This window comes from Bacillus sp. Medicinal_06 (assembly GCF_056711665.1).
Genome location: NZ_JBWYHD010000002.1, coordinates 434,479 through 447,232 on the forward strand (window position 1 = coordinate 434,479; position 12,754 = coordinate 447,232).

Here is a 12,754-nt window from a genome sequence, read left to right on the forward strand (position 1 = left end):
ATCTTACGTTTTGAATGAGAAAGGATCATTCGTATGGATATAGAATTGAGAGATCGTTATGCACCGATAGTACAGCGGTATCAATTGGACGTCCATCATATGGAAGAGCATGGGAGTGTCATAAAAATTTATACGAATCAAGGTCCATATGCATTGAAGAAATTGCCATCTCATCGATTGAAAAGAAATAATTTAATGTATCATGTTCAATTTTTACGTGAGAAGGGATTTACGCATTATGTCCCGATTTACCATGCGACAGATGGAAATCATATTTTGAGCGACGAAACATATAGTTATTATTTAATGCCTTGGCTAGAGCGAGTAGAAGGAAGCGGAGAGGACAATGATCAATATCATAAAATGTTTCAGACGCTAGCGCTACTTCATCAAAGGACGGTAAAAGAAGAGAAGTATACGGAAGAGGCATTAGAGGAGCATTATACAAATATATCTGATCGTTGGGAGAAAGATGGGGAACTCTTAGAGGGATTCCTTGTAGAGTCTGAGGCAAAATGGTATATGTCTCCGTTTGAACTACAGTACTGTACGTATTTTCATCATGTGATGAGGGCGCGCGAATTTGCAACGAAACAGCTTTCCGAGTGGCATGAAGCGATGAAAGAGAAAGAAAAAACACGCGTTTCTTTTATTCATGGTAATGTTTCGATGAATCATTTTTTATTTGATTATGAACGAAACGGTTATTTTATTAGCTTAGAAAGGTCGGGATTTGCAACACCAGTTCAAGAACTTGTCCGTTTTTATTCCCGCTCATTGAACACGTATCCAATTGCGAGAAGCGATCGCTTTGAATGGTATCAGGTGTATCAAAAGAATTTTCCGTTTACAAAAGAAGAACAACTTCTTATGTTTGCTTATCTAACATATCCGTCCCCATTTATTAGGCAAATTCAATCTTATACAAGTAAACAGCAGAGCCGTGGTGAAAAGAAAGAACTTCAAGGTGTGAAAATGTTACAACAAGCGCATTGGCTTGTAAGTAATATAGAATATTTCATTTCACAATTACAAGCTGCGCAGCAAGGAAATGAATAATAGCCGTAGTCTCAAGTCGCCGTGAGGCTACGGCTGAAAATGTAAACGGATTGTTGCTACAACGAAGATAATAAGAATAATGAAATCTAAGAAGGTTGGAAGTAGTAATGTGCGAATTCCTTGGAAAATAGTAAGTGGAATGGCAAAATCAGAAAATATCGTTTGTAAATTTCTAACCCATGAAGGGGCTGAAAAATTGTAGGTGCGTCGGTAGCGTCGCATAATCAATCATTCCTCCGTATAGAAAGCATTTAATAAACATGAATCTTGAAAAATGAAGATGCAATATTACAGTATGCAGGATAAGTACCTAGGGTGCTTGTGCTGCTTTTTTCATTTTTCGTACATAGGTTATAAAAAATGCTTACGCTAATTGATGATTGCACACTGATTTTTAGATGGTGAGAAAATATGGAATCTATCAATTGTAGAAAATTGCTGAAAAATATTTTTATCTTGACGAATATGGTTTCGTTTTTTACACTATTGTATATAATAAATAACAATTATATAAATGCATTGAAGGGGAAGAGTATAACATTAAACGTCTGCAGAGAGGAGAATCATTGGCTGTGAGATTCTCTAGATAGTCATGTTAGAAGGTAGCCCTGGAGCATCTTTTCTGAACAGAGTCATTCTCATTAGGAAAAGACGGATTTGTCCGTTATCAAATTAAGAGTATAAGCAAATTTTGAATTTGTTTGTAAATAAAGGTGGTACCGCGATGTCCCTCGTCCTTTTTTGGATGAGGGACATTTTTTATTTTGAAGGAGGGAAAATAATGTCAAACACGGAAAAGAATTTACCAACTAAATATGATCATATGTCCGTTGAAGAAGGTCGTTATAAATGGTGGCTTGAAGGCAAATATTTCGAAGCAAAAGGAGATGCGGAAAAACAGCCGTATACAATTGTAATCCCGCCTCCAAACGTAACAGGTAAATTGCATTTAGGTCATGCTTGGGATACAACACTTCAAGATATTTTAACACGTACAAAGCGTATGCAAGGATACGATGTATTATGGCTTCCTGGTATGGACCATGCGGGTATCGCAACGCAAGCGAAAGTAGAAGGGAAACTTCGTGAAGAAGGTATTTCACGTTACGATCTTGGTCGTGAGAAATTCCTTGAAAAAGCATGGGAATGGAAAGAAGAATATGCTTCTCACATTCGCGAGCAATGGGGGAAAGTTGGTCTAGGATTAGATTATACTCGTGAGCGCTTCACATTAGACGAAGGCTTATCTGATGCGGTTAACAAAGTATTCGTTCAATTGTACGAAAAAGGTTTAATTTACCGCGGTGAATATATCATTAACTGGGATCCAGCAACACGTACTGCCCTTTCTGATATTGAAGTCATTCATAAAGATGTTCAAGGTGCATTCTACCATATGAATTACCCATTAACAGACGGTTCTGGTCACATTCGTCTTGCGACAACTCGTCCAGAAACAATGCTTGGTGATACAGCAGTAGCAGTTCATCCAGAAGATGATCGTTACAAGCATTTAATCGGAAAAACAGTTACACTTCCAATCGTAGAGCGTGAAATTCCGATTATTGCCGATGAGTATGTAGAGAAAGATTTCGGAACGGGTGTTGTAAAAATCACACCAGCTCATGATCCGAATGACTTTGAAGTAGGTAACCGTCACGACTTACCACGCATTTTAGTAATGAACGAAGATGGAACAATGAACGAAAAAGCTGGTAAGTATAACGGTATGGATCGTTTCGAATGCCGTAAAGAGTTAGTAAAAGACTTGCAAGAAGCTGGCGTATTAGTAGAAATCGAGCCTCATATGCATGCGGTAGGTCATAGTGAGCGTAGCGGAGCAGTTGTTGAGCCTTACTTATCAACACAATGGTTCGTAAAAATGGCACCACTTGCAGAAAAGGCTGTTGCTCTGCAACAAAAAGAAGAAGAAAAAGTAACGTTCGTACCAGATCGTTTCGAGAACACATACTTACGCTGGATGGAAAACATTCATGACTGGTGTATTTCTCGTCAATTATGGTGGGGACACCGAATTCCAGCTTGGTATCATAAAGAAACTGGTGAAGTATACGTAGGTACAGAAGCACCAGCAGATATCGAAAACTGGAATCAAGATAACGATGTGCTTGATACATGGTTTAGCTCAGCGTTATGGCCATTCTCAACACTTGGTTGGCCAAATGAAGATGCAGAAGACTTCAAACGTTACTATTCAACAGATGCTCTAGTAACTGGTTATGATATCATCTTCTTCTGGGTATCTCGTATGATTTTCCAAGGTTTAGAGTTTACAGGAGAGCGTCCATTTAAAGATGTATTAATTCACGGTTTAGTTCGTGATGAGCAAGGGCGTAAAATGAGTAAATCTCTTGGTAACGGTATTGATCCAATGGATGTCATCGACAAATATGGTGCGGATGCAATGCGTTTCTTCTTATCAACAGGAAGTGCACCAGGACAAGATTTACGCTTCAGCATGGAGAAAGTAGAATCTACTTGGAACTTTATTAATAAAATTTGGAATGCATCTCGTTTCGTATTAATGAACATGGATGATATGAAATATGAAGATATTGATTTAACTGGTGAAAAATCAGTTGCAGATAAGTGGATTTTAACTCGCTTAAATGAAACGATTGAAAGTGTTACTCGTAATATGGATAAATATGAATTCGGTGAAGCTGGCCGTGCTTTATACAACTTCATTTGGGATGACTTCTGTGACTGGTATATTGAAATGGCAAAAATTCCATTATACGGTGAAGATGAAGCAGCGAAGAAAACGACTCGTTCTATTCTAGCTTATGTATTAGATCAAACGATGCGTCTATTACACCCATTCATGCCGTTCGTGACAGAGAAAATCTGGCAGCATTTACCTCATGAAGGTGAGTCTATTACAGTAGCTGCATGGCCAACAGTTCGCGAAGATTTACAAGATGAAGAAGCAGCGGCAGAAATGCATCTTCTAGTTGATATCATTCGCTCTGTTCGTAACATTCGTGCTGAAGTAAATACGCCAATGAGCAAAAAAGTTCAATTGCAAATTAAAGCAAAAGACGAAGCAGTATTAGCACAACTTACGAAAAACAGCTCTTACATTGAGCGTTTCTGTAATCCAAGTGAATTAACAATTCAAACAGATTTACAAGCACCAGAAAAAGCGATGACTGCGATCGTATCAGGTGCAGAGTTATTCTTACCGTTAGCTGATCTAATCAATCTTGATGAAGAGAAAGCACGCCTTGAAAAAGAACTTGAGAAGTTCGATAAAGAGGTAGAGCGCGTACAGAAAAAACTTGCAAACCAAGGTTTCGTAGCAAAAGCTCCAGCAGCAGTTATTGAAGGAGAGCGTGCAAAAGAGCAAGATTATCTAGAAAAACGTGAGGCAGTTCGCCAACGTTTAGCTGATCTTCAAAAATAAAAGTTGTTCCAAAGAGACTCACCATATTGGTGAGTCTCTTTTAATTGCGTATAATAGAGTTAAGGTAATTTGTTAAATTAGTTCTTTTTGTTGATTTGAAAGGGGAATGGCAGGCGTGGTACATACATACGAAGAAGCGATAGACTGGATTCATAGCCGATTAAAGTTTGGCATTAAACCAGGATTAGAAAGAATGCAGTGGATGCTTGAGGAACTTGGAAATCCTGAGCGTCATATAAAGTGTGTTCATCTTGCAGGAACAAATGGAAAAGGTTCAACTTTAACATATATGCGTTATATGCTAGAAGCGGGAAAATATAAGATCGGGACATTTACCTCTCCATACATTGAAACATTCAATGAACGAATTGGTGTGAATGGAAAACCAATTGCAGACACAGACATTGTTGAACTTGTAAATATGGTCAAACCAGTTGTAGAAAAATTAGATGAAACAAATTTAGGAGAAGCAACGGAGTTTGAAATTATTACAGTAATGGCAATCTGCTATTTTGGTAAAATAAACTTCTGCGATATTGTCTTGTTTGAAACAGGACTTGGAGGTCGTTTTGATTCTACAAATGTCGTTCATCCAGTTCTTACAATGATTACAAATATCGGCCATGACCATATGCATATTCTAGGGAATACACTAGCAGAAATTGCGTATGAAAAAGCGGGCATTATTAAATCTGGTGTTCCTGTTATTACAGGTGTGCAGGATGAAGAAGCACTTGAGGTGATTCAAAAGATTGCCAAAGAAAAAAATGCAAACCTTTATGAACTTGGAAAGCAATTTAAAGCAATTCACCAGCGTTCCGATGAAGATGGAGAACACTTTGATTTCTCTTGTCCGTTCGCTTCGTTTGAGGAAGTTCGGATTTCAATGAAAGGAAATCATCAAGTAGGAAATGCAGCACTAGCATTGATGGGGGTTATGTATCTTAAAACATACTTATCATTCTTACTGGAGGAAGAGGATATTCGAATAGGATTAAGTGAAGCATATTGGATTGGCCGATTTGAACGACTACAAAGTAATCCAGACGTAATTATAGATGGTGCCCATAATCCAGAAGGAATTGCAAGTCTTGTGAAAACGGTGAAGGCTCATTATAGCGATAAAAATGTTATCGTTTTATTTACAGCTCTTGGTGATAAGCAATTAGACAACATGGTTGGTACGCTTGAAACCGTAGCAGATGAAATAATTTTTACAACATTTATATTTGATCGAGCGATTTCCGCTAAGGACCTTGCTACTCATTCAAATAAGGAATCAAAACAAGTTTTTGAGAATTGGAAAGAAGCGATTGATACGAAAATGAGCAAGCTACAAGAAAAGGATGTTTTCATCATAACAGGCTCCCTTTACTTCATTTCAGAAGTTCGAAAATACGTTCGTGAAAAAAACTAGGATAGCAACTGCTGTCCTAGTTTTTTGTTCTACAAATGAAGTCAAATGCATACATATAGGATAACTATATGGGACAATTTGACGAACCTCTCCGACAAATATCTCGTTTTTTTGTGAAGTGAATATGTTATGATGCGGACAATGATAAGAGGTGAGGTGTGAGGGTATGGACAAGCAATCACGAACAATCTCGGTTAAAGTAAATGGAACGGAAGCAAAGTATGAGGAAAAGAAGAAAGAAAAAGAAGAATTTGATTGGATGGTAGTGGATGGTGAAACATCGAAAAATGTAGTGCCGTTTCAAAAAAATAAGTTATCATCTATTCGGCAACGCCGAAAGAAATGGAGTAATATACTAATTTTTACAGTTACTACCGCAATTGTTATTGGCACAGTGTTAGGGATGGGAATGCTTCACTTGTTAACGGGACAAGGTACGGTTCGGGAAGCTACGGTAACAAGTGGAGAAAAGAATAATGGAGCAGAGCAAAAAGAAATAACGCCTGAAGAGAAAAAAGCAGAAAAACCGAAAGTGGGAAATAGCGCTGCTTTAGAACCAATCACCTTATATTTCGTACAAGGTGGTCTTTATTCTTCTGAAGAAAAAGGACAGGCAGCTATTCAGGAGTGGAAAGATAATGGGAGCGTGGCAGCTATTAAACCAAATAATGATAAGTATTCACTTGTAGTTGGAATTTCTAGTAATGAGCAATCCGTAGATCAATTAGTCGGACAATATAAAAAAGATGGCGTATCAGTTTTGAAAAAGAAATGGGAAATTACAGATCAAGCATTATTGAAAAATGATAAAGAATCTGGTCCGTTGTTAAGTAAGTTGCAGCCTTTATACATGCATTTTGTAAAATACTTGACTAGTATACAATCTGGAAGTAAAAGTAATCAAAAAGAAATAGAGGCTATTGAAAAGGAATGGAAGGCAATTGAAAAAGAAGGGAAATTAATTAAGCGTGAGGATGTAAAAAAAATATATACGTATGCATCAGTAGCTATGCATACAATAAAAGAAGGAAAGACTGATAAAGAAGCAGTAGGTAAATTGAATCAAGTTATCATTGATGGTTTACTTTCTTATGAAAAAGTGGTTTCGAAAAAAGCAAAAGAGTAGGATAATGGAGTAAGAGGGAAGAAGTGTGTATACTTCTTTCTTTTCTTTTGGATGATATATCTATAGAAATGTTTTCTCGCTATATAGTGAGAAAGCATCATTTCCTAAAAAGAAAATGATGTTTTTACAATTTGTAGGAAAGATATTTGTTTGATACGATTAAGTTATATTTTTCTGCTGTATGTAAGAAAGGAGAACATATGAAGAAACTTATTTTAGCATCTGGGTCACCGCGCCGAAAGGAATTACTTGAACTAGCAGGTGTACCATTTGAAATTGTTGTAAGTGAAATAGAAGAAACAATCGGTGCATATTTATCACCTGCTGATATTGTAATGTCACTTGCTTTGCAAAAAGCGTCTGCTGTAGCAGAAAATTATGGTGATTGTGTGGTATTAGGTGCAGATACAATTGTCACATATGAATCGCGTATTCTTGGTAAGCCTTCTGATGAGAATGAGGCAAAAGAAATGCTACAACTATTATCAGGAAAAACACATGAAGTATATACAGGTGTTGCACTTATTGAAAAAGAAAAAACAGTCACTTTTTATGAGCGTACAGAAGTTACATTTTGGGAGTTAACAGAAGCAGAAATTGATACGTATATTGCATCGAAAGAACCGCTTGATAAGGCCGGAAGTTACGGTATTCAAGGAAAAGGTTCCATCTTTGTTCAACATATTCAAGGAGATTATTACAGTGTGGTTGGATTACCAATTGCACGTCTTGTTCGTGAATTAAAACAGTTCGATAGTGATGCATCCCATGCGTGAAATTGCATGGGGTTTTCTTTGCGAAAAATTGAAAAAGGAGTGAAAATATGAACGGCATTCGTGATGTTTTGAAAGAAGAACAACCACGGGAACGTTTATTAGTAGAAGGAGCAAACAATTTATCGAATCGGGAACTTCTTGCAGTGTTACTTAGAACGGGGTCTAAGGAAGGGTCTGTTCTAACATTAGCGGATCAAATTTTATATCATTTTGACGGATTACGAATGTTGAAAGATGCTACAATAGAAGAAATGACAAGCATTCATGGTGTAGGAGTAGCAAAGGCGTCTCAGTTAATCGCTGCTTTTGAACTAGGAAGAAGAATGGTGCGTTTAGAGTATCAAAACAGGTATAGTATTCGGAGTCCAGAAGATTGCGCTAGTTATATGATGGAAGAGATGCGTTTTTTACAACAAGAGCACTTTGTTTGTTTATACTTAAATACGAAAAATCAAGTTATGCATCGGCAAACTGTGTTTATTGGGAGTCTAAATGCCTCAATTGTGCATCCGCGCGAGGTCTTCAAAGAAGCTTTTCGCCGTGCAGCAGCCTCTATTATATGTCTGCATAACCACCCTTCAGGAGATCCTACGCCGAGTCGTGAAGATATCGAAGTGACAAAACGATTGGTAGAATGTGGGAGAATCATTGGGATTGAAGTCCTTGACCACATTATTATAGGTGACCATAAATTCGTGAGTTTAAAAGAAAAAGGTCATATTTAAGACTATTCTTTTTACTTATTTTGTTTTATAATGTGATTTATGAGTTTTTTGTAGGCATTCGCTTACAATAAAGGATAGAAAATATAAAAACGTACTGTTTTATTATAAATATAAAGTAAGAAAATGAGTCCGTGAAAATGAGAAAGGAAGATAGATGACATGTTTGGATTTGGTGGTTTTACTCGTGATCTTGGGATTGATTTAGGAACAGCGAATACGCTTGTATATGTGAAAGGAAAAGGTGTAGTTTTACGTGAGCCTTCAGTTGTAGCTCTGCAAACAGACACAAAACAAATCGTAGCAGTTGGTGGCGATGCGAAACAAATGATTGGTCGTACACCAGGAAACGTAGTGGCTCTTCGCCCTATGAAAGATGGTGTAATTGCTGATTATGAAACAACAGCGACAATGATGAAATACTATATTCAACAAGCGCAAAAATCAAATGGATTTTTCTCTCGTAAGCCCTATGTAATGGTATGTGTACCATCTGGTATTACGGCTGTAGAAAGACGTGCAGTAATCGATGCAACTCGCCAAGCAGGTGCGCGCGATGCATATCCAATTGAAGAACCATTTGCAGCAGCAATCGGTGCAAACTTACCTGTTTGGGAACCAACTGGTAGTATGGTTGTTGATATCGGTGGTGGTACAACAGAAGTTGCAATTATTTCTTTAGGTGGGATTGTAACAAGTCAATCTGTTCGTGTTGCTGGTGATGACATGGATGATTCAATCATTCAATACATTAAGAAGAGCTACAACTTAATGATCGGGGAAAGAACAGCAGAGGCATTAAAGATGGAAATTGGGTCTGCTGGCGAGCCAGAAGGTGTTGAACCAATGGAAATCCGTGGTCGTGATTTAGTAAGTGGTTTACCAAAAACGGTATTAATTAAACCTGAAGAGATTGCAGATGCATTAAAAGACACAGTAGAGGCAATCGTTGAATCAGTGAAAAATACATTAGAAAAAACGCCACCTGAATTAGCTGCGGATATTATGGACCGTGGAATTGTGTTAACAGGCGGTGGTGCATTGCTTCGTAACTTGGATAAAGTAATTAGTGAAGAAACGAAAATGCCAGTTCTTGTTGCAGAAAATCCACTTGACTGTGTAGCAATTGGAACAGGTAAAGCTTTAGATAATATCGACCTTTTCAAAACTGCTCGATAATATTTCAAAATAAAAATCAATGAAATTAAGAGGGTGTGAACGTGCCACAGTTTTTCTTAAACAAAAGATTAATTGTTTTGCTAGTTAGTATTATTCTTCTCGTGGCATTGATTGGAATCTCATTGAAAGAACGAAAAAGTCTAACATGGCCAGAGCAGTTTGTAAAAGATACTGTCGGTGTTGTAGAGCGTGTATTCCAAAAGCCAGCGAATTATGTTGCCGGATTCTTTGAGAACGTAGAAGATGTAAAGCGCACGTATGAAGAAAATAAAACATTAAAAGAAAAATTAGACAAGTATGCTGAATTATCTGTTGAAGTAAAAGATTTAAAAAAAGAAAATGCGACGCTTCGTGAAACGATTGATAAAAAAGATTCTCTTCGTGACTATAAGCCAATTCAAGCTACAGTGATTGCACGCAATCCGGACAAGTGGTATGACTTAATCGGGATCGATAGAGGTGAACAGCAAGGAATCCAGAAGGATATGGCTGTTATGACATCAAAAGGTTTAGTAGGACGAGTGAAAAGTGTATCTCAATTTACATCAACTGTAGAATTATTGAGCTCACTAAATCGAACAAATCGTATTTCTGCTGTAGTAGAAGGGCAAGAGCGTATTTTTGGATTGATTGAAGGCTACGACAAAGAAAAACAAACTCTTGTTTTCACAAAGATTCCATCTGATGTAAAAGTAGAGAAAGATCAAACAGTTGTAACATCAGGATTAAGTGATATTTTCCCGAAAGGGTTAGTAATTGGGAAAATTGTAGATGTTGCACCGGATGAATATGGATTAACACAAACAGCTTACGTAAAACCTGCTGCGGATTTAAATGATGTAGACCATGTTATGGTTACAAAAAGAGTTATGCCCTCAGCAGCGTTAGAACAGTAAGGGGGAGAGGATATGGCTATTTTGAAAAGAGCAATTCTTCCTCTGCTGCTTCTTTTTGTGTTTTTATTCGAAAATATGTTTTCTACTGTAGTTCCAACGGAATTGTTTTGGAAAGATAGTATTGCAGCTCCGCATTTCTTTATGATTGTACTATGTTTTATTACCGTTTATTTTAGTCCTTTGCAAGGTATTTATTACGGACTATTATTTGGTTTTTTATTTGATACTGTATATACAGAACTTGTTGGTGTGTATATATTTGCTTATCCGATTTTAGCGTATCTTGTGTATAGTGCAATGAGAGTATTGCAATTGAATTTATTCATTGTTTCTTTTATTGTATTAGCGGGTATTGCGGCATTAGAATATTATGTATATGGATTTTTAACGTTGCTAGGACGTATTCATATACCAGCGCATATCTTTTTCTCAGATCGTCTCCTTGCTACTTTATTGTTAAATGGAATTTTCTTATTGCTAGTTTGTTTCCCACTGAGACGATATCTTGTGCGTCTTTCAAAAGCGATGGAAGAAAAAGAAAAAAGGATTTTCTGATTTTATGTCGAATTGAATCGTTGGGGTGAACTTTAGTGGAAGAAAAAAAGCAACAGAATGTAACGATAAAAGGGACAAAAGATGGACTGACATTACATTTAGATGATTGCTGTTCATTTTCTGAATTACTGAAAGAACTGGATGAAAAACTTTCTACTCACTATTATGATGGTGATGGACGTTCATTAATCGAAGTACATGTTAAAGTTGGCAATCGCTATTTGACAGATGTACAGCAAGAAGAAATTCGTACTTTGATTCGCAATAAAAAAAATCTTGTTGTCGATTCAATTGAGAGTGATGTTATCACGAAAGCTGAAGCAATAGCGTGGAAAGAAGAAACAGAAATTGTCCCTGTTTCCAAAATTGTTCGCTCAGGTCAAGTATTGCAAGTAAAAGGAAATCTATTATTAATTGGAGATGTTAATCCAGGCGGAACGGTTATCGCTGGGGGAAATATTTTTGTCATTGGATCATTACGAGGTATTGCACATGCAGGATATTATGGGGATACAGATGCTGTAATCGCGGCATCTGTTATGAATCCGATGCAACTTCGAATTAGTGATTTGACAATGCGGGCTCCGGAAGAGAAAGAAGACGGAGCAGAGACGGCAGAATGTGCGTATATTAATGAGAACAATCACATTGTTGTCGATCGCCTGCAACTTCTCACTCATCTTAGACCTAATTTAACAAAGTTAGAAAGGGGAATTGTATAGCTGTGGGAGAGGCAATAGTAATTACATCTGGAAAAGGCGGAGTAGGCAAAACTACAACGTCTGCAAACATTGGTACAGCCCTAGCATTATCCGGGAAAAAGGTTTGTTTAATCGACACGGATATTGGTCTAAGAAATTTAGACGTAGTAATGGGGCTAGAAAACCGTATTGTATTTGATCTTGTTGATGTCGTCGAAGGTCGTTGTCGTTTATCTCAGGCTCTGATTAAAGATAAGCGCTTTGATGAGCTTTATTTATTACCTGCAGCACAAACGAGTGATAAATCAGCGGTAACACCTGAACAAATGGATGAATTAATACAGGTATTACGTCAAGATTATGATTACATATTAATTGATTGCCCTGCCGGTATTGAGCAGGGATTCAAAAATGCGGTGGCAGGTGCAGATAAAGCAATTGTTGTAACGACACCTGAAGTATCTTCTATGCGTGATGCAGACCGTATTATCGGGCTTTTAGAAAAAGAAGATATCGAACCACCAAAACTTGTTATTAACCGTGTGCGTAGCCACATGTTGCATGAGCAAGATATGTTAGATGTAGATGAGATTGTACGTACGCTTTCGATTGATTTACTTGGAGTTGTCGAAGACGATGATGAGGTCATTCGTGCCACAAATACAGGAGAACCTGTAGCGTTGCAGCCAAATGGAAAAGCATCATTAGCTTATCGGAATATTGCAAGACGTTTGTTAGGCGAATCTGTACCTTTACAAGCCTTTGAACAAGAAAAAGTATCTGTTTTTACAAAAGTAAAGAATTTCTTTGGAATTCGTTAAAAGCACTTCGCATGTATGCGAGGTGCTTTCTTTTTTCTTCTCATGAATATCTTCTCTTCAGAGTTCATACATATG

General features: G+C 37.3%; 12 protein-coding genes and 1 other annotated feature. Of the genes, 11 read left to right on the plus strand and 1 reads right to left on the minus strand.

Annotated elements, in window-relative coordinates:
- The first annotated feature begins 33 nt into the window (after window positions 1–33).
- Entirely contained in the window at window positions 34–1,059 is a 1,026-nt protein-coding gene (ysxE, locus tag AC1M36_RS05840) for a spore coat protein YsxE (protein ID WP_336450250.1), read from the plus strand.
- A 27-nt stretch (window positions 1,060–1,086) separates the two neighbouring features.
- Here ysxE and AC1M36_RS05845 read toward each other — a convergent pair whose 3' ends face one another.
- The gene (locus AC1M36_RS05845) at window positions 1,087–1,281 is read right to left on the minus strand and encodes a hypothetical protein (RefSeq protein ID WP_079999563.1); all 195 of its coding nucleotides are present in this window, start codon (window positions 1,279–1,281) and stop codon (window positions 1,087–1,089) included.
- Between the two features lie 288 nt (window positions 1,282–1,569).
- Window positions 1,570–1,801 (plus strand) — a binding site (T-box leader).
- A gap of 39 nt (window positions 1,802–1,840) precedes the next feature.
- Between AC1M36_RS05845 and AC1M36_RS05850 the strand changes: the two genes are divergently transcribed.
- The 10 genes from AC1M36_RS05850 (at window position 1,841) to minD (ending at window position 12,679) form a co-directional block, all read left to right on the plus strand.
- Window positions 1,841–4,486, plus strand: a complete 2,646-nt coding sequence (locus tag AC1M36_RS05850) for a valine--tRNA ligase (RefSeq protein ID WP_336450249.1) — start codon at window positions 1,841–1,843, stop codon at window positions 4,484–4,486.
- A gap of 115 nt (window positions 4,487–4,601) precedes the next feature.
- Entirely contained in the window at window positions 4,602–5,903 is a 1,302-nt protein-coding gene (locus AC1M36_RS05855; protein ID WP_336450624.1) for a bifunctional folylpolyglutamate synthase/dihydrofolate synthase, read from the plus strand.
- A 166-nt stretch (window positions 5,904–6,069) separates the two neighbouring features.
- Window positions 6,070–7,029, plus strand: a complete 960-nt coding sequence (locus AC1M36_RS05860; RefSeq protein WP_336450248.1) for a stage II sporulation protein B — start codon at window positions 6,070–6,072, stop codon at window positions 7,027–7,029.
- Window positions 7,030–7,229: 200 nt separating this feature from the next.
- On the plus strand, window positions 7,230–7,805 hold the full coding sequence (locus AC1M36_RS05865; RefSeq protein WP_479845649.1) for a Maf family protein: 576 nt from the start codon (window positions 7,230–7,232) through the stop codon (window positions 7,803–7,805).
- 47 nt (window positions 7,806–7,852) lie between these two features.
- The gene (gene radC / locus AC1M36_RS05870) at window positions 7,853–8,530 is read left to right on the plus strand and encodes a RadC family protein (protein WP_336450246.1); all 678 of its coding nucleotides are present in this window, start codon (window positions 7,853–7,855) and stop codon (window positions 8,528–8,530) included.
- Between the two features lie 159 nt (window positions 8,531–8,689).
- The gene (gene mreB, locus AC1M36_RS05875; protein WP_336450245.1) at window positions 8,690–9,706 is read left to right on the plus strand and encodes a cell shape-determining protein MreB; all 1,017 of its coding nucleotides are present in this window, start codon (window positions 8,690–8,692) and stop codon (window positions 9,704–9,706) included.
- Between the two features lie 41 nt (window positions 9,707–9,747).
- Window positions 9,748–10,602, plus strand: coding sequence for a rod shape-determining protein MreC (mreC, locus tag AC1M36_RS05880; protein WP_336450244.1), 855 nt, complete (start codon window positions 9,748–9,750; stop codon window positions 10,600–10,602).
- Between the two features lie 12 nt (window positions 10,603–10,614).
- On the plus strand, window positions 10,615–11,157 hold the full coding sequence (gene mreD, locus AC1M36_RS05885; protein ID WP_336450243.1) for a rod shape-determining protein MreD: 543 nt from the start codon (window positions 10,615–10,617) through the stop codon (window positions 11,155–11,157).
- Window positions 11,158–11,192: 35 nt separating this feature from the next.
- Window positions 11,193–11,879, plus strand: coding sequence for a septum site-determining protein MinC (gene minC, locus AC1M36_RS05890; protein ID WP_336450242.1), 687 nt, complete (start codon window positions 11,193–11,195; stop codon window positions 11,877–11,879).
- A gap of 2 nt (window positions 11,880–11,881) precedes the next feature.
- A complete protein-coding gene (gene minD, locus AC1M36_RS05895) occupies window positions 11,882–12,679 on the plus strand; it encodes a septum site-determining protein MinD (RefSeq protein ID WP_336450241.1) in 798 nt (265 codons plus the stop codon).
- Window positions 12,680–12,754: the final 75 nt, after the last annotated feature.

Excerpts from the sequence above, each read along its gene's own strand:
- ysxE (WP_336450250.1), top strand. The coding sequence starts at position 34 with ATGGATATAGAATTGAGAGATCGTTATGCACCGATAGTACAGCGGTAT.
- AC1M36_RS05845 (WP_079999563.1), bottom strand. The coding sequence starts at position 1,281 with ATGCGACGCTACCGACGCACCTACAATTTTTCAGCCCCTTCATGGGTT.
- AC1M36_RS05850 (WP_336450249.1), top strand. The coding sequence starts at position 1,841 with ATGTCAAACACGGAAAAGAATTTACCAACTAAATATGATCATATGTCC.
- AC1M36_RS05860 (WP_336450248.1), top strand. The coding sequence starts at position 6,070 with ATGGACAAGCAATCACGAACAATCTCGGTTAAAGTAAATGGAACGGAA.
- AC1M36_RS05865 (WP_479845649.1), top strand. The coding sequence starts at position 7,230 with ATGAAGAAACTTATTTTAGCATCTGGGTCACCGCGCCGAAAGGAATTA.
- radC (WP_336450246.1), top strand. The coding sequence starts at position 7,853 with ATGAACGGCATTCGTGATGTTTTGAAAGAAGAACAACCACGGGAACGT.
- mreB (WP_336450245.1), top strand. The coding sequence starts at position 8,690 with ATGTTTGGATTTGGTGGTTTTACTCGTGATCTTGGGATTGATTTAGGA.
- mreD (WP_336450243.1), top strand. The coding sequence starts at position 10,615 with ATGGCTATTTTGAAAAGAGCAATTCTTCCTCTGCTGCTTCTTTTTGTG.